Below are 24304 nucleotides of genomic sequence, written 5' to 3'. Positions count from 1 at the left end.
TCCCACAGGGTTTTCGTTTAACCGAAGAACCAGTAGCAAACCCCGATGGCCCCCAGCACCCCGCCAAGCTCCGCCAGCAGCGCACAGCCCACCGCATGCCGTGCACGCTGGATGCCCACCGCGCCGAAGTACACCGCCAAGACATAGAAAGTCGTTTCGGTACTGCCCTGGATCGTTGCCGCCACCAGCGCCGGGAAGCTGTCCACCCCCTCGGTCTTCATGGTTTCGATCAGCATTGCCCGGGCGGCACTGCCGGAAAAGGGTTTGACCAATGCGGTCGGTAAGGCATCGACAAAGCGCGTGTCCCAACCGGCCCACGCCACCAGGTGACGAATCCCGTCCAGACCGAAATCCAACGCTCCGGATGCTCGCAGCACACCCACGGCGCAGAGCATCGCCACCAGATACGGCAACAGGTTCTTGGCGACGTCGAAGCCTTCTTTGGCGCCTTCGACGAATGCCTCGTAGACCTTCACCTTGCGTAATGCGCCGATGATCATAAACAGCATGATCAAGCCGAACAGCGTCACGTTGCCGAGGACCGATGACAGGCTCGCCAGCGCGGTCGCCGAGAGCGTCGCCAGCAGTGCCATGAAGCCGCCAAGGGCGAGGGCGCCGGGAATCAGGTACGCCAGCACCACCGGGTCCCAGATGCGCAGGCGTTGCATGAACGCTACGGTCAGGAAGCCGACGATGGTTGAGCAACTGGTGGCGAGCAGGATCGGCAGGAACACCAGCGTCGGATCGGGCGCGCCTTGCTGGGCGCGGTACATGAAGATCGTCACGGGCAGCAGGGTCAGGGAGGAGGCGTTGAGCACCAGGAAGAGGATCTGCGCGTTGCTGGCGATCGTTGCACTGGGGTTGAGCTCTTGCAGCGCCTTCATGGCTTTGAGGCCGATCGGTGTGGCGGCGTTGTCCAGGCCCAGGCCGTTGGCGGCGAAGTTCAGGGTGATCAGGCCGATGGCGGGATGACCGGCCGGCACTTCCGGCATCAGGCGCAGGAACAGCGGCCCCAGCGCTTTCGCCAGCCACTCGACGATCCCGGCCTTCTCGGCGATCCGCAGAAAGCCCAGCCAGAGGGTGAGGGTGCCGAACAACAGGACCATGACCTCGACCGATAATTTGGCCATGGCGAAAATACTTTCCACCATCGCCGCAAAGATCCCGGCGTTACCACCGATCAGCCACTGCGCCAGCGCCGATACGGCTGCCACGATGAAGAAGCCAAGCCACAGGCCATTAAGCATCAGTCAAATCCCCCGGAAGATGCGGCGAATGATAGCGGGGTAGGCAGAAACGACAAACCCCGGATTTCTCCGGGGTTTGTTGGGGGCTCTTGTGGGAGCGGGCATTAGTTGCTGGAGGTTTCACCAACCGGCAGCTTTTCCTTGCTGCGCCAGTGCGGCAGGGAGTTCCAGTAGCGCTGGCCCTTGGCGTCGTCGTACATGCCTTCCCAACGCGAGATGACCAGCACGGCCAAGGCGTTGCCGATCACGTTCAGCGCGGTACGGGCCATATCCATGATGCGGTCGACACCGGCGATGAATGCCAGGCCTTCCAGCGGAATACCGACGCTGCCCAGAGTGGCCAGCAACACCACGAAGGACACGCCCGGTACGCCGGCGATGCCTTTGGAGGTGACCATCAGGGTCAGCACCAGCAGCAATTGCTGGCTGATCGACAGGTCGATGCCGTACAGCTGGGCAATGAAGATCGCCGCGATGCTTTGGTACAGGGTCGAACCGTCGAGGTTGAACGAGTAGCCGGTCGGTACCACGAAGCTGCAAATGGCTTTCGGCGCGCCGTAGGCTTCCATTTTCTCGATCACGCGCGGCAGCACGGTTTCGGAACTGGCGGTGGAGTAGGCCAGGACCAGCTCATCCTTGAAGATGCGCATCAGCTTGATCACCGAGAAGCCGAACAGGCGAGCGATCAGGCCCAGCACCACGAAGGCGAAGAAGGCGACGGCGAAGTAAACCAGGACGACCAGCTTGGCCAGTGGCAGCAGGGAGGCGAAGCCGAAGTTGGCCACGGTCACCGCGATCAGTGCGAACACGCCGATCGGGGCGTAGTTCATGATCATGTGGGTGACTTTGAACATGCTTTCCGACACGCCCTGGAACATCTTCACCAGAGGTTCGCGCAGGTCCGATTGCAGGCTCGACAGACCGAGACCGAACAACACGGAGAAGAAGATGATCGGCAGCATCTCGCCGCGCATCATGGCCGCAAAGATGTTCGACGGGATCAGGTTGAGGATGGTTTCGATGAACGCGTGTTCATGCTGAACCTCGGCAGCAGTGGCCTGGTACTTGGAAATATCCACAGTACCCAGGGTGCTCATGTCGATGCCGCTGCCCGGATGGACCACGTTGGCCAGCACCAGACCGACCAGAATGGCGATGGTGGTGACGATCTCGAAGTAAATGATGGTCTTCAGACCGATACGCCCGAGTTTTTTCGCGTCCCCAACGCCAGCGATGCCGACGACCAGCGAGGAGATTACGATCGGGATCACGATCATCTTGATCAGACGGATAAAGATATCGCCTGCCGGTTGCAGGACGTTGCTGATCCACCAGGCCTTTTCAGCGCTGAAGTGGTTGAGCAGTGCACCTATTGCTATCCCCAGAACCAGACCGATGAGGATCTGCCAGGCGAGGCTAAGCTTTGCCTTCTTCATATCTTTACCCTTACTTGCGTTTGACTCAGGTCGATGCATGAACTGCAACGCTCAATTGCGAAGCCGTCTTGCACCAACCCCCGTATAAGGTCCCCGCGAGCGAGCATTTACAGCTCTCTGGCAGCGAAAAAGGCGCAACTATTCCGATGCGGGGAAGCGCCGTCTAATGCCGTAAACGCCTACCCTATGCCGAATCGGCATGAGATTTTTCAACTGAAACCCACGTCCCAGCCGGTTCGAATGCGACATTTCGGCAGGTATAAGTGCCGTGAACCGGCCATTTCAGCGCCGGTTGATGTTTTTTTTAACCAGTGAAAATTTAGGAGATGTCCTACGTTCGACTGCGATTTTTCTTCTCATGAAAGTCAGAGCTTTCTCGATATACGGTCACGAAGAAACACCGCGAAACGGTTTTGCGGGGAATATGCAGCAAGAACATATGAGCAGAATGCTCTAGATCAACGTTTTGCACGTTGAAGCTCTCCGCAAGTCCGTCGAGCCACGCTAGGCCGACGAACTTGCGTCGCAGCTTCACCTGACCCGGCCCTTGCGCGGCTACTCCCTGTACCCGTAGGTCACTCCGACCCTGAAGCAGTCAGAACGTCCCGACCCCTTGGTCATGCGTCTACCGTCCTCGGGTAGCGCAGTGGAAAGAAGCGTGAGGCCTCTTTCGTGTTTCGAACTCAATACCGGCGTGGATCTTTCTTCAGTCGCGCCATCCACATCTTCTGCATGCCTTCGTCCGGTTTACCGAGTAAGCGGTAGTCGGCATGTCGCGTGGGTGGCCGCGATCGTCATGGCACTGCCGCCCAGAAGCAGGGCGGCCGCCAATGTCTTTAATCAAAACACACATATCAACCTCGACCGCGACGGCCAAAGAAGAAGGAAGCAATGAACATCACCAGGAATACGACAAAGAGAATCTTGGCGATACCCGTGGCGGTGCCCGCGATACCACCGAAGCCCAATACTGCAGCGATGATGGCAATGATCAGGAATGTGATTGCCCAGCTCAACATGGTGATTCTCCTTACGCTTCTATTTAAGGATGTTGCTTGTGGTGCTTTTCCCGGCGCGTTGAGCGCGCCAAGTTCGTTTGCTTAAAACACCCAACGTTCCAGGGAGGGCGTCTCGTCCACAGGCCGGGCCTGGTCGACGCCCATCATTCGCATTGAGGCGTTGTCAGCCGGGTTGCTGCTGACGGCGCTGAAGTGGGTTTGGGGGGGATGTGGAATCGAAAGGTGCACTGGCGCCGGTTGCTCGCTCTGCTCCCAACGCATGTACTGCTGGCCACCAATCAGGGTGATCAACAATGCCAACAGGGCAAACAAGCCTTGCTGGACATGCAGTGGCGAAAGACGCAATTGGGCGGCACTTTGGCGATTCATCCTGAAGTTCCTCCCATACGGGTAGTGATCTTTGGCGGGCGCTGGTTCATTAAATGCCCTGATTACCTAGACCATTGCAGCCTGCATGCCAGCTTTAATAAAGAATAAATACGATAGAAATCAAAAGGTTATTGTGTTTGTAGAAAACGTTTTAGACGCATCCTGCACGATGATCCGTTTGCAGTCGTGCGTAATGCACGATGAGTTCGCAGGCACTTTCAATATTTTTGGAATTGCGGGGAGGGCGTAGATGTCAGAAAGGGACGCAGGCAATCGCTGAAAGAATGGTCTGTAAATAAAAGTTCAAATAAATCAGCGTATTAGATGAACTTTGAGTAGATAGATAGCCTGTTGTGGCTGGAATCGACCAGAATCAATCATGCAACTTGCCCGATTTTTCCGGGACTAACCAAGAACACCTATTAAAGGAGCGTAGGAACATGGAATCAGCCACTGAGCATCAAGGCCGCATTCTGCTGGTGGACGACGAATCCGCCATCCTTCGAACCTTTCGCTATTGCCTCGAAGACGAAGGCTACAGCGTGGCCACCGCGACCAGCGCCGCTCAGGCCGAAGCCTTGTTGCAGCGTCAGGTTTTCGATCTGTGCTTCCTCGATTTGCGCCTGGGTGAAGACAACGGCCTAGATGTGCTGGCCCAGATGCGGATTCAGGCGCCCTGGATGCGTGTAGTGATCGTTACCGCTCACTCGGCCGTGGACACTGCCGTGGATGCGATTCAGGCCGGTGCCGCCGACTATCTGGTCAAACCTTGCAGCCCCGATCAGTTACGTCTGGCCACTGCCAAACAGCTGGAAGTGCGGCAACTCTCGGCACGTCTGGAAGCCCTCGAAGGTGAAGTGCGTAAACCCAAGGAGGGGCTGGACTCCCACAGCCCGGCGATGAAAGTGGTGCTTGAAACCGCACGCCAGGTCGCCAGTACCGACGCCAACATTCTGATTCTCGGAGAGTCCGGCACCGGTAAAGGTGAGCTGTCACAGGCCATTCATGGCTGGAGCAAACGCCAGAAGAAATCCTGCATCACCATCAACTGCCCGTCCCTGACAGCGGAATTGATGGACAGTGAACTCTTCGGCCACAGCCGTGGCGCGTTCACCGGTGCCAGCGAAAGCACCTTGGGGCGTGTCAATCAGGCTGATGGCGGAACGTTGTTTCTCGACGAGATCGGCGATTTTCCCCTGACCTTGCAGCCAAAGCTGCTGCGTTTTATCCAGGACAAGGAATACGAGCGTGTGGGCGACCCGGTGACCCGTCGCGCCGACGTGCGAATCCTCGCGGCCACCAACCTCAACCTTGAAGACATGGTCCGCGACGGTCGTTTTCGTGAAGACTTGCTCTATCGGCTGAACGTTATCACCTTGCACCTGCCGCCGCTTCGCGAACGCAGGGAAGACATTCTTAACCTGGCTGACCGTTTCCTGGCGCGCTTCGTCAAGGAGTACTCGCGTCCGGCCCGGTGTTTCAGCGACGAGGCCCGCGAGGCGCTGCTCAGCTACCGCTGGCCCGGCAATATCCGCGAGCTGCGCAACGTGGTGGAACGGGCGAGCATTATTTGTCCGCAGGAGCGGGTCGAGATCAGCCACTTGGGCATGGCCGAAGCTCCGACCAACAATACGCCACGCATTGGCGCCGCGTTGAGCCTGGATGAGTTGGAGAAAGCCCACATCGGCGCGGTCCTTGCCACCGCCGATACCCTGGATCAGGCGGCCAAGACCCTGGGTATCGATGCCTCGACCCTGTACCGCAAGCGCAAGCAGTACAACTTGTGAGCCGCACCCGATGAAACTGGCGATGACGTTGCGCACCCGGTTGTTCCTGAGTATTTCAGCCTTGATCACCGTGGCGCTGCTCGGGCTGTTGCTCGGGCTGGTCAGCGTGATGCAGATGGCCGGCACGCAGGAGGCCCTGATCCGTGACAACTTCGTCAGGCTGGATCTGGGATTGAAGCTGCGTCAGACCCTGGGTGATCAACTGATCATCATGCTCGGCGAGAAACCTGATCCCGCGGCGTTCGAGGCATCCAGACAGCATTACCTCGAATTGCTCGATGAAGGCATTGCTCGCGAGCCGTCCAGCGAGGGCGCCCAGTACGGTTTCAAAAAGGCCAAGGCTGATTACCAGAGCTTTCTGCAGGCCTACGATCTTTCCCGCGATACGGCACAGGTGCTCACTGGGGGCGGGGATCTCACGGAAAAATTCAACACGTTGCGCAACGGTTTGATCGCCGAACAGAAGCGCGCGCTGGATAACATCAGTGAAACCGAACGCCAGGCCCGGGACCGCGCGTTGCTGATTGCCGGCCTGCTCGGGTTGATCGGGGTGGGGGTGCTGTTCATCGGGTTCATTACCGCCCATGCGATCGCCCAGCGTTTCGGAGCCCCGATCGAGGCCCTGGCGGCGGCCGCTGACAACATCGGCCAAGGCAATTTCGAAGTGACTCTGCCGATTTCCTCCGCGGTGGAAATGAACCAGCTGACCCGGCGTTTCGGAATCATGGCCGAGGCCCTGCGTGAACACCAGGCAACCAATATCGACGAACTGCTCGCCGGCCAGCAACGTCTGCAAGCGGTGCTCGATAGCATCGACGACGGTTTGCTGATCATTGATCGTCAAGGTCATCTTGAGCACCTCAATCCGGTGGCTCAGCGCCAGTTAGGCTGGGACACCGAGCGTCTCGGCCAAGGGCTGGGCACGGCACTTGAGCGTCCCGAGCTGGATGAACAGCTGCACCTGGTGCTGCGCGGCGGCACCTTGGAGCAAGTGCCGGACGACCTGAGCATCGAGGTTGACGGGGAGTCGCGATTGCTGACGTATAGCCTGACGCCGGTCAGCCATACCCAGGGTCATATCCTCGGCGCCGTGATGGTGTTGCATGACGTCACCGAGCAGCGTGCCTTCGAACGGGTGCGCAGCGAGTTCGTCTTGCGTGCTTCCCATGAGTTACGCACGCCAGTCACCGGGATGCACATGGCATTCGGCCTGTTCCGCGAGCGGGCGCATTTTGCCGAGGACTCCCGTGAGGCCGACTTGCTGAACACCGTGAATGAAGAAATGCAGCGCTTGATGCAGTTGATCAACGACCTGCTGAATTTCTCTCGCTATCAGAACGGCCTGCAAAAACTCACCCTGGCGCCGTGCTCCATCGAAGATTTGCTGGAGCAGGCCCAGGCACGCTTTGCCGGCCCGGCGCAGGAGAAGGGCATTGAGCTGTTGGTGGAAGTGCAGGGAGCTTTGCCGCGGCTGCAAGCCGATCAGGCGCAACTGGAGCGGGTGCTCGATAACCTGATCGACAACGCCTTGCGCCATACCTCCCGCGACGGGCTGATACGTTTGCAGGCTCGACGTCATGGGGAGCGGGTGATTATCAGTGTCGAAGACAACGGCGAAGGCATTGCCTACGGCCAGCAAGGGAGGATATTCGAGCCTTTTGTTCAGGTCGGCCGCAAGAAGGGCGGCGCCGGGCTCGGTCTGGCGCTGTGCAAGGAGATCGTGCAGTTGCACGGTGGGCGGATGGGCGTGTATTCACGGCCAGGGCAGGGTTCGCAGTTCTACATGGCGCTGGCGGTATAAGCCTGAACCCTCTCAGTCTTCGTCATCCAGACGCCGCGTTGCTTGTCGGCGGCCACGGGTAATCAATTCGATGAATTGCACAGCGCTCAATGGGTGTGCGAACAGCCAGCCCTGACCGAACTTCACCCCCTCGCTGCTCAGAAACTCTGCCTGGGCTTCATATTCGATGCCTTCGGCAATCACCTTGAGTTGCAGGGCCTGGGCCATGCGAATGATGTGCGGTGCCACGCCGCTGCTGGCGGCGTCATGACCCAGCGCGTCGATAAATGCCTTGTCGATCTTCAGGCAGTCCACGGGCAGTGTTTGCAGGTAGGCGAGACTGCAATAGCCAGTGCCGAAGTCATCGATCAGCACCTGATGCCCGACATCGCGCAAGGCCTGCAGGTTTTCTCTGGCCACCACGACATCAACCAATCCGCGCTCGGTCACCTCAAAGGCAATCTGTCTGGCGGCTACACGGTGCAAGGCCAGCAGGCGCGCGATCACCTGACCGATACGCGGCACCATGACGTCGCAGGCCGCCAGGTTGACCGAGATATACAACTGCGGATTGGCGCGCAACAGTTGTCCGAGCTGTTCCAGCAGGCGCTGTAATACGAAATCAGTCATCTGGCGGATCTGGCCGGTGTTTTCCGCCATGGGAATGAACAGCTCGGGGCTGGTCAAGGTGCCGTCCGGCCTTCGCCAGCGCAGCAAGGCTTCGGCTCCGACACAGTTGCGACTGTCGAGGTCGAAGATCGGCTGATACAACACCTGCAATTCGCCTCGTTGTATCGCGCCGTGCAGTTCAGCATCCAGTGATTGACGCTGGCGCACCAGCAGAAACACCAGAATGCCTACGCAGGCACTGAGTGCGAGGCTGGCCGGAAGCAGCCACCACCAAACGGCCGGCACATGCATCCCGGTACGCGGGGTGATCAGCACCAGTTGGTATTCGGGAGTGTTGGTCGGCATTCGGTAAATCAGGCGGGTAGGGGTGACTTGCAGTGCATCGTGATTTTTCGGGGGCCAGGGTTGCGTCGGGGGCCACTCCTGCTCGGCACCGAGCACGGGAATCGCGCGGGTGTCGTGGTCGAGCACCACCAACAGGCTGCTCCCCGGAGACAGATCAACCATGTCGGTCAAATGCCCGCGAGACGTAGCCACCCGGAAATTGCCACGCCCCAGCATCAGTGCGGCGCGGTTCTCATCGGGTTCGGTAGTGGTGTTTAACCAATAGCTGTAGGTGGGGCCCTCGATGTCCGGTGGCCGGATCACTGACAGCCCTTCCTGACGGGGGCGGTTGGAGCAGATTCCTGAAGCATCCATGTAAGCGGCTTCGTAAACGAAGCGGTAATTGAAGCTGACCTGCTGCAATGTGGCGATCATTTCATCATCGCAGCCCCGCAGCGGTTGAGCTTCAAGGTCGTCGAGGCTTTCGCGCAGTTGCCCGAACAGCTGCTCCAGACGGACCAGAAAGCGCTCCCCCTGGGCGTTCATCTCCTGGCTTTCGTTGTCCTCGACCTGATGCATCGCAATGAACAGACTGCCGGTCATCAGCAGCGTTGCACTCAAGGCAGCCGCCAGCGTCGCCAGAAACCAAGGGCGATAGAACCAGCTACGCAGCCTCTCTCGAGCAGCCGTCATCATGGAATATCCGAAGGATTACCAATGAGTTATAGCTGCTGATTGGGAAAAGGCCCTGACCGTCGGGCGGGCGTCATTATTTTGTCTGATTCAACACCTGGAGAAGCGCTGCGGTTTGCGCGTCCGGCGTGCCGTCGAAACGGGATGGGCGAAAATGCAGCTGAAAAGCCGCCAGCACATTGCGTGTCGCTACATCCAGTTCGCCGGTTTGTGGCGTGGCGTAGCCCAGGCGGGCAAGTTGCGCCTGAAACCAGCTGATGCTTGGCAGCTGCGCGGCGAACTGCGCTTGCTGACGCGCCACGGCCTGCTCGTTCGGCCAGATTCCCAGGCCTTCGGCCGCCAGGCGTTTCCAGGGGAACAGCGGGCCAGGGTCGAGCTTGCGCATGGGGGCGATGTCGCTATGGCCGATGATATGGCGAGGGCTGATGCCCTGGCGCTTGCTGATGTCCTTGAGCAGAAAGATCATCGACTGAACCTGGGCTTCGCTGTAGGGATACCAGAGGCGCCCGGTCGGGGTGTCCTGGAAGCCTGGATTGACGATTTCGATGCCAATGGAACTGGAATTCAGCCAGGTCCGGCCTTGCCATTGGCTTTCGCCGGCGTGCCAGGCTCGAAGATTTTCATCCATCAGCTTATAGATGGTGGCGTGCTCGTCGTCGCCGATCAGGTAATGGCTACTGACTTCGCCATGGGTCAGCAATTGCAGCGAGTCCTCCAGGGATGCGGAGGTGTAATGCATCACCACGAACTGAATACGGCTGTCGTGATTGACTGAAGGGTGGCTGGTGTCAATCCGGGGACCGCTGGCGCAACCGGCTAATACAAGCAGCGAAGCAATAAAAGCAAGAAATTTCATGGTGGAGGCAATACACGCGAGACAATAATGCAACAGTGTAACGTATTGCCTTGCGCGCCGACCGCAAAAGCGCGCCTTTAAACAAAATGGAACAATTAACTGTCAGCCCAGTTCTATCCGGTTGCGGCCGGTATTTTTCGCGCGATATAGCGCCTGATCGGCTCTTTTAAGCACCAGGTCGCTATGTTCGCCCGGTCTGAAGGCGGTCAGTCCCATGGAAATGGTGATAGTGACTCGCTCGCCCTTGAAGTGGAACGGGCAAGCTTCGATCGATGCGCGCAGGGTTTCCAGTAGTTTCGCGCCGACCATCGGCGCCGTGGCAGGCATCAACAGCACAAACTCCTCACCGCCAAACCTGGCTATGAAGTCCGTCCCGCGCAGACGCTTGCGCAGCACACTGGCGATGATTTTCAGCACCTTGTCGCCCGCCAGATGGCCGTAGTTGTCGTTGATGCGTTTGAAATGGTCGAGGTCGAGCATCGCCAGCAACAGGGTGTTGCCGTGTTGTTGCCATTGACTGATTTCGTGGTCCAGCCGTTCGCTCCAGGCCGCTCGATTCGGCAGGCCGGTCAACGGATCGATCAAAGCCTTCTGGCGCTGTTCTTCGAGGTGCTCGCGGTAGCCCAGCGCTTCCTGCTCCATGTGGGCCACCCTTTCAGCCAGGCTTTGCAGGCGGGCCGCGACTTCCTGCTCGCGCTCGTCGCGTTGCTTCTGGTGCTGGTCCATGGTGCCGAGCAGGCCTTCGAGATGGTCTTCCAGCATGTGCTTGAGGTCATCGAGGTCCGCCGCGTCCTGCATGCTGCTTTGCAGGCCGTCGACTTGCTCGCGAATCTGCGTGTCCATCACCCGCGCGGCAGAGCGGTTGTCGGCGTGGCCTTCACTGGCGGCTTGCAGGTTGCTCTGAAATGATTCGAGGCGCTCGTTGAGTCGCTGCAGATAGGCTTCGAATTCGTGTTGGCCGCTGTCGGTAATGGCCAGCATTAATGTTGCCAGATCATCGAGAATGGGTAGCAGCTCGTACCAATTCAAGCCGTTTTGAAGACGATTGCGCATCGCTTCGGCTTGCGGTCGATGGCGCTCGGGCAGCGTCAGGTCGTCGAGAAGGCCCAGCAGAGTGTCTTCGATGTGCTTGGCCACAGAGCTGTAGGACGGTTCCGGTGAGTCCGGCAGGGCATACAGAATGTCGTGTTCTGGCGCTTGCGGATCGCTGGCCTCCGGGATCAGTTCATCCGGGTTGATTGCCGACGGAGCCTGGGTGGCCGGTACGGCGATCGATGGAACCGGCTCTTGCGGCTCTTGCGGCTGTTCGATGTTCGGCTGGGTTTGTGGCTCTGGGGCCTGGCTGCTCGTGGCCTCTGGCTCCAGGACGGGCGGGACGAACGCCACGACTTCGGCTATGGGTGCCGTTGTTGCTGTCGGCGCCGGAGTGTCCACGGGTTCAGCGGGCGCAGCGGCGGGCAGGGCAGCTTCAACGGTTGGCATTACCGCTTGCGGTTTGTTGGCGGCTGGCGCGAGATTGACCGTCGCGATTGGGAGCTCGGCCAGTTGTGCGGCAACCGGTTCGACAGGTTGCGGGGCAGGCATGTGCAATTCGGGGGCGGCGATCTGTGGCGCAGCCTCGTCTGCATCCCGGCCACCGAACAGGCGCTGCAGAAAACCCGGACGATCTGGTTCCACAGGGTTCTCCAGCAGGCTCAAGGCTTTGCCTTGCAAGCCGCTCAGCTCGCTGAGCAGCAACGGGATTTCGCGAGCCTGGCCGACACGTCCGTCCAGCTGCTTGGCGAAACTCTTCAGTGGCCGGCTCACTTCCCGTGGCAGCGGCAATGCTTGCAACTGGGAGACCAGCGCCGTCAGTGCGGCGCTGACTTGATCAACCCGGGTTTCCCGGCGCTGCTCGGAGTCGAGCACGGCTTTTTCCAGGCGCGGCAGCAAGGCTGCCAGGCCGGCGTCCATGTCGTCTGTGCGTACGACTTCGCGCATTTCCTTCATGCATTGGTCAACGGCGCGATCGGTACCTTCGGCAGCCAGGGTGCTGCGCACCAGCCCGCGACGCAGCAGGTCGAGCCGGGCGTCCCATCGACGTTCGAGCTTTTCCTGTTGTTCGATGCTTTTGAGGTATTTCTCTTTCCAGCGCTGTGCTTCGTCGCTCATTCAGGCAGGACTCAACGCGGGGAATGCATCGGCCGTGAGCGAGCCCGGCAGACGAATTTCTACCGCGACCGGCAGGTGATCGGAAATGGGTTGTGCCAGCACCTCGACCTTTTCAAGCGTCAGGGTGGGGCTGAGCAGAATGTGGTCCAGGCAGCGCTGTGGGCGCCAGCTGGGAAAGGTCGCTTCCATCTGCGGCGCGAGCAGGCCTAAATCGCGCAGCGGGGAATGTTGCAGCAAGTCACCGGCATGGGTATTCATATCGCCCATCAGCACCTGGTGCTTATAACCGCCGATCAACTCGCGGATGTAAGCCAGTTGCATGCTACGGGCGCGAGCGCCCAGCGCCAGGTGCATCATCACCACCACGAGCGCCTCCGGACCTTCGCCGAAGCGCACCAGAATGGCCCCGCGACCCTTGGGCCCCGGCAGCGGATGATCCTCGATCGCCCACGGGCGCAGGCGACTGAGCACGCCATTGCTGTGCTGGCCGAGATGACCGAGATTGCGATTGAGTTGTTGATACCAATAAGGGAAGGCGCCGAGCTGCGCCAGGTGTTCGACCTGATTGACGTAGCCCGATCGCAGGCTGCCGCCATCGGCTTCCTGCAAGGCGACCAGATCGAAGTCGCCCAGCAGATTGCCGATTTTTTGCAGGTTGTCGGCACGCCCGGTGTGCGGCAACAGATGCTGCCAGCCGCGGGTCAGATAGTGCCGATAACGCTCGGTACTGATGCCGACCTGGATATTGAAACTGAGCAAACGCAGACGGCTGTCCACGGGCAACCCCGTCGATTCCAGGTGATGCTCGTTGACCCGCGGGTCGTGCAGGCCAACGATGCGTTCAGTTCCCCAGCGGCGCATGGCAGGTGCCGCGCTTAGTTGGCAACGGCCTTGGTTGCCGCTCGCTCTTTGGCGACCAGTTGGTCGGCCAGTTTCAACGCTTGTTCGGCGCCGCCGGCAGAACCGATGTCAAAGCGATACTTGCCATTGACGATCATGGTAGGCACCCCGGTGATTTCGTATTTCTTGGCAAGCTCTTTGGCTTTGTTGATCTGGCCCTTGATGGCGAAGGAGTCGAAGGTGGCCAGGAATTTGTCCTTGTCTACACCTTGGGTCGCCAGGAAGTCCGCCATGTCTTCTTTATCGGTCAGCTTCTTGTGTTCTTTCTGGATTGCGTTGAACACCGCAGCATGAACCTTGCTCTCGACACCCATGGCCTCAAGCGTCAGGAACATCTGGCCGTGGGCATCCCAAGGGCCGCCAAACATGGCCGGGATACGCACGAAATTCACGTCGGAGGGCAGCTTTTCAACCCATGGGTTGATGACGGGTTCGAAGGCATAGCAGTGCGGGCAGCCGTACCAGAACAGCTCCACGACTTCGATCTTGCCAGGCTCGGCCACTGGGACCGGGTTGCTCAGTTCGACATAGGGCGCTTCAGGTTTTTCGGCGGCTTGGGCAGTCATGCCGAACAGGCTGGCAGCGACGAGTGCGGCGCTGATGATCAGATTACGCATGCTTTACTCCTGGACAATTTGGGCGCCTCGCGCGACCTGTTTTCAGACAGATTCCGGCGGGCTTGAGTTCTGTAGTGTAACGGCAGCGGCCACAAAAAAGGGCAGCCAAAGCTACCCTTTTTATGTTTGCATCGACGGATTAATCGAGAGTTAACGTTGCAAGAGATGTACATCACTCACAACGCTCGATCACAGGCCTTAGTGCAAGCCTTGAATATAGCTGGAGACGGCGGCGATATCTTCGTCGCTCAGCTTTTTAGCGATGCTTTGCATTGGTTTGGTGTCGCCGTCGTTGGTCCGGCCACCTTCTTCTTTTCTGAATTCGGTCAGTTGCTTGCCGACGTACTGGGCATGCTGGCCGCCCAGGTGCGGGAAGCCGGCAGCTGCGTTGCCTGCGCCATTGGGCGAGTGGCAGCCGGTGCAGGCTGGCAGGCCTTTAGCCAGGTCGCCACCGCGGAACAGTGCTTCACCGCGTGCCACGATTTTCGGGTCGGCGGCACCAACGCTGCCTTTCTGGCTGGCGAAGTAGGCGGAGATATCGGCCAGGTCCTGATCGCTGAGGTTGGTCAGCAGGCCGGTCATTTCCAGTACCGTGCGTTTGCCGGACTTGATGTCGTGCAGCTGCTTGTTCAGATAACGCTCGCCCTGGCCTGCCAGTTTCGGAAAGTTAGGCGCCATGCTATTGCCATCCGGGCCATGACAGGCGCCACATACTGCGGCTTTCGCCTGACCAGCAGTCGCATCACCTGCAGCATGGGCAATACCGGAGATCCCCACGGTCAACAGCAGACTCACGATCAATTTGTTCATCAGCTAATCCAACTACGGCTAAGGGTTAAAGAGTTATGGACCGGGTTTACTCGCTCATCCACTGGATGATGGCTCGGTAATCCTCGGCACTGCAGTCCATGCACAAACCACGCGGCGGCATCGCCTTGAAACCCTGGGTCACGTGTTGCACCAGCGTCTCCATACCTTTCGCCAACCTCGGCGTCCAAGCTTCCTGATCGCCCTTGCGGGGCGCCATGGGTAGTTGGCCGGAATGACAGGCACCACAAACACGGTTGTACACAGCTTCCGGATCCTGTGTAGCCTGAGCGCTGTAAAGCGGCATCAAGACACCGGCAGCTAGCAGCCATTTCGTCATAAAACGACCTTTTCAGGGTTGAGAGCGTGCTGCGTTCTAATGCGCAATCAAGGTCAATCGCTCTCGTGAACTTCATCCTACGCTGGGACAAAGCGCACACAAAATCTGCGGCATTATATACTGGCGTCACTGAAACGGAAACGACACTGCTTGCCGCGTCCATTCCCGGCGCCGCCCACATCGGAAATCCCATGCAACTCAAGAATCCCATCCTCGGCCTGTGCCAACAGTCCACCTTTATGCTCAGCGCCGCCAAAGTCGACCAATGTCCCGACGACGAAGGCTTTGAAGTGGCCTTCGCCGGGCGTTCCAATGCCGGCAAGTCCAGCGCATTGAATACTCTGACCCACGCCAGCCTGGCGCGAACCTCGAAAACACCGGGTCGCACGCAGCTGTTGAACTTCTTCAAGCTAGACGATGAACGCCGTCTGGTCGACCTGCCGGGGTACGGTTATGCAAAAGTACCGATCCCGTTGAAGATGCACTGGCAGCGTCACCTGGAAGCCTATCTGGGTGGCCGTGAGAGTTTGAAAGGTTTGATTCTGATGATGGACATCCGTCATCCAATGACCGACTTCGACCTGTTGATGCTCGATTGGGCCGTCGCCAGCGGCATGCCGATGCATATTCTGCTGACCAAGGCCGACAAACTGACCTACGGCGCGGCAAAAAACACGCTGCTCAAGGTTCAATCGGAAATCCGCAAGGGTTGGGGCGATACGATCACTATCCAGCTGTTTTCGGCCCCCAAACGCATGGGGCTGGAAGAAGCCTACACCGTACTGGCGGACTGGATGGAGTTGGCGGACAAGGGTGCCGAGGCTGCCGAGTAAGGCTCTCGAGACCAATCGGCAGGCAAAAAAAACCCCGGACTTCGTATGGGGAGGGAGAAGTTCCGGGGTTCAAGTTCCGGACCGCTAGGGCGGGGTCCAGATATCTGCCAACACTTAACACAACATAGGAGCATCGAAGGGCTTCACCAGCCATTCAGTATCTCTGAGTGGCGGTTCACGGATTTAGTTCAGACTATTTTCAAAATCCTTTGGAAATAATCACTGTCGTTTTTCGCTCTATAGCCCTTCGTCATGTGCTGCGGCGCCAGGCCGCAGCACAAACGTCTTTTCAGGCGGCTCAGTGCGCCTCATCCCAGTTGTTGCCTACGCCCACCTCGACCAGAAGCGGTACGTCCAGTTGTGCAGCGTTGCTCATGTGCACGCGAATCTCCTCGCGTACCTGGTCGACCAGGTCCTCACGCACCTCGAGCACCAATTCATCGTGTACCTGCAGGATGACTTTGGCGTCCAGGCCTGACGATGCCAGCCAGTTGTCCACCGCCACCATGGCTTTCTTGATGATGTCCGCCGCGGTGCCTTGCATCGGGGCGTTGATCGCCGTGCGCTCGGCAGCTTTGCGCAGGGCCTGGTTTTTCGCGTTGATTTCCGGCAAGTACAGGCGACGACCAAAGATGGTTTCGACGAAGCCTTGCTCGGCGGCCTGGGCGCGCGTGCGCTCCATGTACTGCAGCACGCCGGGATAACGAGCGAAATAACGGTCGATGTAGGCCTGGGACTGTTTGCGATCGACGCCAATCTGCTTGGCCAGACCAAACGCACTCATGCCGTAGATCAAGCCGAAGTTGATGGCTTTCGCACTTCGACGCTGATCGTTGGTGACCGCGCCCAACTCAACGCCAAACACTTCTGCGGCCGTGGCCCGGTGCACATCGAGGTTGTTGCGGAAGGCATGCAGCAAACCTTCGTCCTTGGCCAGGTGCGCCATGATCCGCAGTTCGATTTGCGAGTAATCCGCGGCCAGCAGTTTGTAGCCTTTCGGCGCGACGAACGCCTGACGAATCCGGCGACCTTCGGCGGTGCGAATCGGAATGTTCTGCAGGTTCGGGTCGATGGATGACAAACGCCCGGTGGCTGCGACAGCTTGCTGGTAAGACGTATGAATGCGCCCGGTGCGTGCGTTGATCTGCTCTGGCAAACGGTCGGTGTAGGTGCTTTTGAGCTTGCTCAGCGAGCGGTATTGCATCAGCACCTTGGGCAGCGGGTAGTCCTGTTCGGCCAACTCGGCCAGCACGGCTTCGGCAGTCGACGCCTGACCCTTGGCGGTTTTGCTGAGTACAGGCAAACCGAGCTTTTCGTAGAGGATCACGCCCAGTTGCTTCGGCGAGCCGAGGTTGAATTCTTCACCGGCAATGGCAAAGGCCTCACGCTCAAGGGCGACCAGTTTCTCACCCAGCTCGACGCTCTGGATGCCCAGCAGGTTGGCGTCTACAAGCGCGCCCTGGCGCTCGATACGGGCCAGGACCGGCATCAGCGGCATTTCAATTTCGTTGAGCACTTTGACCAGGCTTGGCGTCGCGGCCAGTTTTTCCTGCAATACCAGATGCAGGCGGAAGGTGACATCGGCGTCTTCGGCGGCGTAGGGGCCTGCCAGCTCAAGGGAAATCTGGTCGAAGGTCAGCTGTTTGACGCCTTTGCCCGCAATCTCCTGAATGTCGGTCTTGCTTTGGCCCAAGTATTTGAGTGCCAGGCTGTCCATGTCGTGGCGGGTGGCCGTTGAGTCCAGTACGTAGGACTCGAGCATGGTGTCGTAGGCAATACCCCGAACAGTAATCCCGTTGTTCTGATCGCCACCGATGGCGCAATTGGCGAGGATATTGGTGTCGTACTTCGCATGTTGGCCGACTTTCAGTTTATTCGGGTTTTCCAGCAGCGGTTTCAACGCCAGCAGTACGGTGTCGCGATCCAGTTGCTCTGGCACGCCCATGTAGGAATGGGTCAGCGGAATGTAGGCTGCTTCGTTGGCCGCGACAGAGAACGACAGGCCTACCAGTTGCGCGTGTTGGGGGTCGTTGCCGTTGGTTTCGGTGACCAAGGCGATCAGCGGCGCTTTTTCGAGCTTGTCCAGCCAGGCCTCGAAGCGCTTCTGGTCGAGGATGGTTTCGTATTTCGCTTCGGCGGCACCCGGCTGCTCTTGGACAGCCTCGACGATGTCCTGGCCCGAGCGCTTGGCATCGCGCTGGTTCTCTTCGAACCAGCTTTTGAATTCCAGCAGGGAATACAGCTCGGCAAGTTTGTCGTGATCCGGTGGTCCCATATGCAGGTCGTCGAGGCCGAAGTCCAGCGGTACGTCGATCTTGATGGTTGCCAATCGATAAGAAAGAAAGGCCATTTCCTTATGTTCTTCGAGCTTGGCCGGCAGGGTCTTGGCGCCGCGAATCGGCAGGGTCGGGACGATATCGAGCTGTGCATAGAGCTCGGTCAGGCCGCCATTCACGCCAACCAGCAGGCCGGAAGCGGTCTTGGGACCGATACCCGGAACGCCCGGGATGTTGTCGGACGAATCGCCCATCAGGGCCAGATAATCGATGATCTGCTCGGGAGCGACGCCGAATTTCTCCTTCACGCCTTCCACGTCCAGCGTGCTACCAGTCATCGTATTGACCAAGGTAATGTGCCCGTCGACCAGTTGCGCCATGTCCTTGTCGCCGGTGGAAATCACCACCGGGCGGTCCGCGGCCGCGCTGCTGCGGGCCAGGGTGCCGATCACATCGTCCGCTTCGACGTTGTCCACGCACAGCAATGGAAAGCCCAAGGCTTTGACGCTGGCGTGCAGCGGCTCGATCTGGACCCGCATATCGTCAGGCATGCTTGGACGGTTGGCCTTGTACTCGGCGAACATCGCGTCGCGGAACGTCCCGCCCTTGGCGTCGAACACCACGGCGAACGGGCTGTCCGGGTACTGCTTGCGCAGACTCTTGAGCATGTTCAACACGCCCTTGACCGCACCGGTCGGCAGGCCTTTGGACGTGGTCAGCGGTGGCAGCGCATGAAAAGCGCGGTACAGGTAAGAAGAACCGTCCACCAGGACGAGGGGGGCTTGGCTCATGAGCAGGATCAACCTTTTCGGCGGGTCCGGCGCTAGAATAGCGGGACCGTTGACGACAAAGGGACAAGGTTATCATGCGCACACTAAATCGCTTGTTGCTGGCTGGCTTCTTTGCAATCACTCCGTTGGCTGTCATGGCGGCGGATGACAAGCCCTCGGCGGACCCGGAAGTAACGATCCGCACGGAAGGCGATAAAACCATTCAGGAATACCGGCAGAACGGTTTTCTGTATGCCATCAAGGTCACTCCGAAGGGCGGTAAACCGTACTTCCTGGTGCGCGCTGATGGCTCGGAGGGTAACTATATCCGCTCGGATCAGCCGGATATGCTGATCCCTGCGTGGGAAATCTTTAAGTGGTAAGCGGTTCTTAACTTTAATCGGCGCTTGCTATGTAGCGGCGCCCGTACTGGCAGTTTTAACCATGTCTGTGTTCACCCCCCTGGCTCGGCCCGAGCTGGAAACCTTTCTCGCCCCTTACGGGCTCGGCCGCCTGCTTGATTTCCAGGGGATCGCCGCCGGTAGCGAAAACACCAATTTCTTTATCAGCCTGGAGCAGGGCGAGTTTGTCCTGACCCTGGTCGAGCGCGGTCCGGTGCAGGAGATGCCGTTCTTCATCGAACTGCTCGATGTGCTGCACGACGCCAACCTGCCGGTGCCTTATGCCCTGCGCACCACCGACGGCGTCGCTTTGCGCGAACTGGCCGGTAAACCCGCGCTGTTGCAGCCACGTCTGGCGGGCAAGCACATCAAGGACGCCAACGCGCAGCATTGCGCTCAGGTCGGCGAGCTGCTGGCCCATCTGCACCTGGCGACCCAGGCCAACATGATCAAGCGCAAAACCGATCGCGGCCTGGACTGGATGCTGGAAGAGGGCACGCAGTTTCTTTCGCACTTGAACGCCGAGCAAAGCGATTTGCTGCAACGGGCCCTGGAAGAAATCACCCAGCAAAAGACGAAAATTCTGGCGCTGCCGCGGGCCAACATCCATGCGGATCTGTTCCGCGACAACGCGATGTTCGAAGGCACGCACCTGACCGGGTTGATCGACTTCTACAATGCCTGTTCAGGGCCGATGCTTTATGACGTGGCAATTGCGTTGAACGATTGGTGTTCGGACGAGCAAGGGCAGATCGATGGCGTACGGGCGCGGGCGTTGCTGGGCGCTTATGCCGCGCTGCGGCCGTTCACCGCTGCCGAAGCTGAGCTGTGGCCGACCATGCTGCGCGTGGCGTGCGTGCGGTTCTGGTTGTCGCGGTTGATTGCGGCGGAGTCTTTCGCCGGGCAGGACGTGTTGATTCACGATCCGATGGAATTTCAGCTGCGCTTGGCACAGCGGCAGAAGGTCGACACGCCGCTGCCTTTCGCCCTCTAAAAGCTTCGCGGGCAAGCCTCGCTCCTACAGGATGTGCGCGATCCCTGTAGGAGCGAGGCTTGCCCGCGAACGATTCACCACCAAACTTCCCGCTTACAACGACTCCAGGCACCCGGCCAAATCATTCCCCAACTTTTCCAGCACCTGCTCATACCCTTGGGCAGTCGCTGGTGTGTATCCGCCCAATGCATCCAGCTCCGCCAGTTTCACCGGTAGCCCGGCCACCAGGGTTTCTGCCAGGCGCGGGCGCAGCGGCGGTTCGCTGAACACGCAAGTTTTGCCGACTTCCTGCAACCGCGTGCGCATCGCCGCGACGTGCTGGGCACCGGGCTGCACTTCGGCTGCGACACTGAACACGCCGGCATGCTTGAGGCCGTAGGCGTCTTCGAAGTAGTCAAAGGCTTCGTGGAACACAAAGTAAGGTTTGTTCGCGATGCCTGCCAGGCGAGCCTTCAGGCGCAGGTCCAAGGCATCCAGGCGCTCATCGAAGGCTTTGAGGTTGCTCTGATAGCGCGCTGCGTTAGCCGGATCGGCTGCACTCAGATCGGCAGCCATTTTGCTGGCGATCACTCGGGCGTTGATTGGGGACAACCACAAGTGCGCATCGAGGCTGCCAGGGCGATGATCGTGGTCATGCTCGTCGGCTTCTTCGGCGTGGGAGTGGCTGTCTTCGGCGAAATGTCGCAGTTTCAGGCCAGGCAAATCCTGCACTGCGACGCTGGGCAGCGTACGACCTTTCAGTACGCGAGGCAGGAAACCTTCCATGTCCGGACCGATCCAGTAAACCAGGTCTACCGACTGCACCTTCCGTACGTCGGATGGGCGCAAGGCATAGTTATGCGGTGATGCCCCGGGCGGCAGCAACACTTCCGGAATCGCCACACCCTCCTGTACCGCAGCAGCAATCAGCTGCAGCGGCTTGATGCTGGTAAGGACGTTGACTTCGGCCTGGGCTGAACCGATCAGCAGAAAACTTGCGACAAATGCGACAAAGATAGAAAAAAGTCGGGACACGATGACCACTCGAAGAGGCGAGAACGGGTAACATAATAACGTCTCTCACAACACTCGTCGCCGCTCATGCCTAAAACACCGATTGCCAGTCGTCCCCACGACCACTCTCATTGCGTCCATAGCGCATTGTCTGAGGCCGATGCCTTGTGCGCACGTCAGGGGCTACGCCTGACCGCTTTGCGCCGGCGGGTGCTGGAACTGGTCTGGCAAAGCCATAAACCGCTGGGTGCCTACGACATTCTGGCGGTGCTCAGCGAGCAGGACGGCCGCCGAGCTGCGCCGCCGACCGTGTATCGCGCGCTGGATTTTCTGCTGGAAAACGGCCTGGTACACCGCATCTCCTCGCTGAACGCCTTCGTCGGCTGCAATCACCCGGAACACGCTCACCAAGGCCAGTTCCTGATTTGCCGCCAATGCCACGCCGCCATCGAGCTTGAACAGAAGTCCATAAGCGACGCGATCGTCGGCAGTGCCAGGGACGTCGGATTTATTGTCGAGGCCCAGACCGTTGAAGTCATCGGTCTCTGCTCGGGTTGCCAGGGGGCTTAATGAGCAATGCGCTGATCCGTCTTGAGCAGGTGGCCGTCACTTTTGCCGGGCAAAACGTGCTGGATAACATCGAACTGAGCGTCGAGCCGGGGCAGATCGTTACCCTGATCGGCCCTAATGGCGCCGGTAAAACCACGCTGGTGCGCGCGGTGCTCGGTCTGTTGAAGCCGGACAGCGGCAGCGTCTGGCGCAAGCCGAAGTTGCGCGTCGGTTACATGCCGCAAAAACTCCATGTCGATCCAACCCTGCCGCTATCAGTGCTGCGTTTCTTGCGTCTGGTCCCTGGCGTGGACCGCGCTCGGGCCTTGGCCGCCCTCAAGGAAGTCGGCGCCGAGCAGGTGATCGACAGCCCGGTGCAAAGTGTTTCCGGTGGCGAAATGCAGCGAGTACTGCTGGCCCGGGCATTGCTGCGCGAGCCGGAGTTGCTGGTGCTCGATGAGCCGGTACAAGGCGTCGACGTGGCCGGTCAAGCCGAGCTCTATAGCCTGATCACACGCCTGCGCGACCGTCATGGTTGCGGCGTATTGATGGTCTCTCACGATTTGCATCTGGTGATGAGCACCACCGACCAGGTGGTGTGTCTGAATCGCCATGTCTGCTGCTCCGGGCATCCTGAGCAGGTCAGCGGCGATCCCGCGTTCGTCGAACTGTTCGGAAAGAACGCACAAAGTCTGGCGATTTATCACCATCATCACGACCACGCTCACGACCTGCATGGCTCGGTGGTCATTGCGACCCCGTCGGCCCATACCCACGTTCATGGAGATAGCTGCAAGCATGGCTGATTTTCTGCTTTTCGCCCTGCTTGCAGGTCTGGCCTTGGCGTTGGTCGCGGGTCCGCTGGGTTCGTTCGTGGTCTGGCGGCGCATGGCTTATTTTGGCGACACCCTGTCCCACGCCGCGCTGCTGGGTGTGGCGCTGGGCTTTCTGCTGGATGTCAGCCCGACCGTGGCTGTCACCGTAGGCTGCCTGTTGCTGGCAGTGTTGCTGGTGACGCTGCAACAGCGGCAGCCATTGGCGTCTGACACGCTGTTGGGAATTCTCGCACCGAGCACGCTCTCCCTGGGCCTGGTGGTACTAAGCTTCATGCATGAAGTGCGGATCGACCTGATGGCCTATCTGTTTGGCGACCTGCTGGCGATCAGCCCGACCGATCTGGCCTGGATCCTCGGCGGCAGCGCGGCGGTGCTGGTATTGCTTGTCACGCTGTGGCGACCCTTGCTGGCGATCACCGTGCATGAAGAACTGGCCAGGGTGGAAGGTTTGCCGGTGGCGGCGTTGCGTCTGGTCCTGATGTTGCTGATCGCCGTGGTGATCGCGGTGGCGATGAAAATCGTCGGCGTGTTGCTGATTACTTCGTTACTGATTATTCCGGCGGCTGCGGCACAGCGTCACGCCCGCTCGCCGGAGCAGATGGCACTGGGCGCGAGCCTGCTGGGCATGCTCGCGGTGTGTGGCGGGCTGGCGTTGTCCTGGTTCAAGGACACCCCGGCTGGCCCGTCGATTGTGGTGGCGGCCGCCGCGCTGTTTCTGCTGAGTTTTGTCCTGCCCCGTCGAGGGGTGTAGACTTGCTCGTTTTTTGCGCAAATAGAGAGTCGCAGGAATGAAGCCGTTCGCCTCCCGTTATCTGCTCCTTGTCGCATTTTCGCTGCTACTGGGTGCTTGCCAAAGCACGCCGCCGGCGGCCACCGAGGCCCCCGATGCGCGGGCCACGGCTATTGCACAACTGGAACAAAGCCTGGCCAGCAGTGAGCTGGCCACCGCCGAGGATCAATTGGCGGCCTTGCAGGCCGAGTCGCCCAACGATCAATCCCTTGAGCAATACCAGCGGCAATTGGCCGAAGCCTATTTGCTGCGCAGCCAGATCGTGTTGCAAAAAGGTGATGTGAATGCTGCGGCCACTGCCCTCAGCCGTGCCCGGGTATTGATGCCCAAGGCCCCGGCGCTGACCGGTGGCGTTAACAATGCCATCGTTCATGCACGTAAGGCTGAACTGGATAAAGCCGAAGCGGCCCTCAAGGCTGCCGAAGCCAAACCGCAGGCCAAAGTGATCGACCCGACGGCTGAAAGCACGACGGTGGCATTGAACCTCACCGATATGAGCAAACTTCGTCGTCAACTCGATGCTATCGCCGCTGATGTGGTGAATTATCAGTGCGACGTGAGCATTCAGGCTCCCCGTACCCAGGATTACCCATGGTTGGCCACCTTGCTGACCAAACGGGTGAAGAAGCTGGATTCGGAGTTTGATCTGAAGCTGGAGAAACAGATTCTGCGTAATATTCCGGCGCAGATGGTTTTGAGTCCTCGCAAGCCATAAAGAAAAGATCGCAGCCTGCAGCAGCTCCGGACCGTCTAGGAGTTAGCGCAGGCTGCGATCTTTTGCTTTTCTAGATGCATCAGGCCGCAATTGCCTTGGTCCCAGGTTCCTACCTTTGATCGCCTTATTGCCAAATCGCTGGTTGAAGGCGAAATAAATGCTAAGAACCTCTATACGGACAGGCTAAAATG

22 protein-coding genes and 1 pseudogene are annotated in these 24304 nt (G+C 59.2%); 9 read left to right on the top strand and 14 right to left on the bottom strand.

Annotated features, from left to right (window positions below; genetic code table 11):
• Positions 1-17: 17 nt before the first annotated feature.
• From AF70_RS24320 to AF70_RS24300, 5 genes and pseudogenes are all read right to left on the bottom strand, one after another.
• Positions 18-1247 carry a nucleoside recognition domain-containing protein gene (locus AF70_RS24320; RefSeq protein ID WP_019580309.1) on the bottom strand — a complete coding sequence of 410 codons (1230 nt, stop codon included), beginning with the start codon at positions 1245-1247 and terminating at the stop codon, positions 18-20.
• A 104-nt stretch (positions 1248-1351) separates the two neighbouring features.
• Positions 1352-2683: a glutamate/aspartate:proton symporter GltP gene (gene gltP, locus AF70_RS24315; protein ID WP_018927284.1), complete on the bottom strand. Its 1332-nt coding sequence runs from the start codon at positions 2681-2683 to the stop codon at positions 1352-1354.
• A gap of 683 nt (positions 2684-3366) precedes the next feature.
• Positions 3367-3471, bottom strand: a pseudogene (locus AF70_RS24310) (Ivy family c-type lysozyme inhibitor); the annotation flags it as partial.
• A 66-nt stretch (positions 3472-3537) separates the two neighbouring features.
• Positions 3538-3702: a DUF1328 domain-containing protein gene (locus tag AF70_RS24305; protein ID WP_003177151.1), complete on the bottom strand. Its 165-nt coding sequence runs from the start codon at positions 3700-3702 to the stop codon at positions 3538-3540.
• Positions 3703-3783: 81 nt separating this feature from the next.
• Positions 3784-4071, bottom strand: coding sequence for a hypothetical protein (locus AF70_RS24300; RefSeq protein ID WP_028940066.1), 288 nt, complete (start codon positions 4069-4071; stop codon positions 3784-3786).
• Between the two features lie 440 nt (positions 4072-4511).
• Between AF70_RS24300 and algB the strand changes: the two genes are divergently transcribed.
• Both algB and AF70_RS24290 read left to right on the top strand, forming a co-directional pair.
• Entirely contained in the window at positions 4512-5858 is a 1347-nt protein-coding gene (gene algB / locus AF70_RS24295) for a sigma-54-dependent response regulator transcription factor AlgB (protein ID WP_018927282.1), read from the top strand.
• A gap of 10 nt (positions 5859-5868) precedes the next feature.
• On the top strand, positions 5869-7659 hold the full coding sequence (locus AF70_RS24290) for a KinB sensor domain-containing domain (protein ID WP_028940065.1): 1791 nt from the start codon (positions 5869-5871) through the stop codon (positions 7657-7659).
• 12 nt (positions 7660-7671) lie between these two features.
• Here AF70_RS24290 and AF70_RS24285 read toward each other — a convergent pair whose 3' ends face one another.
• From AF70_RS24285 to AF70_RS24255, 7 genes are all read right to left on the bottom strand, one after another.
• Positions 7672-9288 (bottom strand): EAL domain-containing protein, encoded by a 1617-nt coding sequence (locus tag AF70_RS24285; protein WP_028940064.1) that lies wholly within the window; start codon positions 9286-9288, stop codon positions 7672-7674.
• Between the two features lie 73 nt (positions 9289-9361).
• Positions 9362-10141 (bottom strand): N-acetylmuramoyl-L-alanine amidase, encoded by a 780-nt coding sequence (locus AF70_RS24280; RefSeq protein WP_028940063.1) that lies wholly within the window; start codon positions 10139-10141, stop codon positions 9362-9364.
• A 102-nt stretch (positions 10142-10243) separates the two neighbouring features.
• The gene (locus AF70_RS24275; RefSeq protein WP_028940062.1) at positions 10244-12292 is read right to left on the bottom strand and encodes a GGDEF domain-containing protein; all 2049 of its coding nucleotides are present in this window, start codon (positions 12290-12292) and stop codon (positions 10244-10246) included.
• The gene (locus AF70_RS24270; protein WP_007940704.1) at positions 12293-13153 is read right to left on the bottom strand and encodes an endonuclease/exonuclease/phosphatase family protein; all 861 of its coding nucleotides are present in this window, start codon (positions 13151-13153) and stop codon (positions 12293-12295) included.
• Between the two features lie 14 nt (positions 13154-13167).
• Entirely contained in the window at positions 13168-13809 is a 642-nt protein-coding gene (locus AF70_RS24265) for a thiol:disulfide interchange protein DsbA/DsbL (RefSeq protein ID WP_019580303.1), read from the bottom strand.
• A 198-nt stretch (positions 13810-14007) separates the two neighbouring features.
• Positions 14008-14619: a cytochrome c4 gene (locus AF70_RS24260; protein ID WP_007940706.1), complete on the bottom strand. Its 612-nt coding sequence runs from the start codon at positions 14617-14619 to the stop codon at positions 14008-14010.
• A gap of 46 nt (positions 14620-14665) precedes the next feature.
• Positions 14666-14956: a cytochrome c5 family protein gene (locus AF70_RS24255; protein ID WP_003196231.1), complete on the bottom strand. Its 291-nt coding sequence runs from the start codon at positions 14954-14956 to the stop codon at positions 14666-14668.
• 191 nt (positions 14957-15147) lie between these two features.
• On the opposite strand from AF70_RS24255, the gene yihA reads away from it, so the two are divergent.
• Positions 15148-15789: a ribosome biogenesis GTP-binding protein YihA/YsxC gene (yihA, locus tag AF70_RS24250; protein ID WP_007940707.1), complete on the top strand. Its 642-nt coding sequence runs from the start codon at positions 15148-15150 to the stop codon at positions 15787-15789.
• A gap of 298 nt (positions 15790-16087) precedes the next feature.
• On the opposite strand, the gene polA is transcribed toward yihA, so the two are convergent.
• The gene (gene polA / locus AF70_RS24245; protein ID WP_028940061.1) at positions 16088-18856 is read right to left on the bottom strand and encodes a DNA polymerase I; all 2769 of its coding nucleotides are present in this window, start codon (positions 18854-18856) and stop codon (positions 16088-16090) included.
• Between the two features lie 74 nt (positions 18857-18930).
• On the opposite strand from polA, the gene AF70_RS24240 reads away from it, so the two are divergent.
• Entirely contained in the window at positions 18931-19218 is a 288-nt protein-coding gene (locus AF70_RS24240) for a DUF2782 domain-containing protein (RefSeq protein WP_028940060.1), read from the top strand.
• A gap of 61 nt (positions 19219-19279) precedes the next feature.
• Positions 19280-20230, top strand: a complete 951-nt coding sequence (locus AF70_RS24235) for a homoserine kinase (RefSeq protein WP_028940059.1) — start codon at positions 19280-19282, stop codon at positions 20228-20230.
• Positions 20231-20323: 93 nt separating this feature from the next.
• Here AF70_RS24235 and AF70_RS24230 read toward each other — a convergent pair whose 3' ends face one another.
• Entirely contained in the window at positions 20324-21244 is a 921-nt protein-coding gene (locus AF70_RS24230) for a zinc ABC transporter substrate-binding protein ZnuA (protein WP_028940058.1), read from the bottom strand.
• A gap of 66 nt (positions 21245-21310) precedes the next feature.
• Here AF70_RS24230 and zur point away from each other — a divergent pair, with 66 nt between their 5' ends.
• The 4 genes from zur to AF70_RS24210 are packed head-to-tail and all read left to right on the top strand — an operon-like array spanning position 21311 to position 24113.
• A complete protein-coding gene (gene zur, locus AF70_RS24225; RefSeq protein WP_026286509.1) occupies positions 21311-21793 on the top strand; it encodes a zinc uptake transcriptional repressor Zur in 483 nt (160 codons plus the stop codon).
• Positions 21793-22578: a zinc ABC transporter ATP-binding protein ZnuC gene (gene znuC, locus AF70_RS24220; RefSeq protein WP_007940713.1), complete on the top strand. Its 786-nt coding sequence runs from the start codon at positions 21793-21795 to the stop codon at positions 22576-22578. The genes zur and znuC overlap by 1 nt, the downstream gene beginning before the upstream one ends.
• Positions 22571-23359 carry a zinc ABC transporter permease subunit ZnuB gene (gene znuB, locus AF70_RS24215; RefSeq protein WP_019580298.1) on the top strand — a complete coding sequence of 263 codons (789 nt, stop codon included), beginning with the start codon at positions 22571-22573 and terminating at the stop codon, positions 23357-23359. Before znuC ends, znuB begins: the two co-directional genes overlap by 8 nt.
• 37 nt (positions 23360-23396) lie before the next feature.
• The gene (locus AF70_RS24210; RefSeq protein WP_019580297.1) at positions 23397-24113 is read left to right on the top strand and encodes a PA5502 family lipoprotein; all 717 of its coding nucleotides are present in this window, start codon (positions 23397-23399) and stop codon (positions 24111-24113) included.
• Positions 24114-24304 lie beyond the last annotated feature (191 nt).

The sequence above is a fragment of the Pseudomonas sp. KD5 genome (assembly GCF_012932895.1).
Lineage (GTDB): Bacteria > Pseudomonadota > Gammaproteobacteria > Pseudomonadales > Pseudomonadaceae > Aquipseudomonas.
Note: the sequence above shows the minus strand (reverse complement) of the source record. Positions and strands in the feature narration are given on the sequence as shown.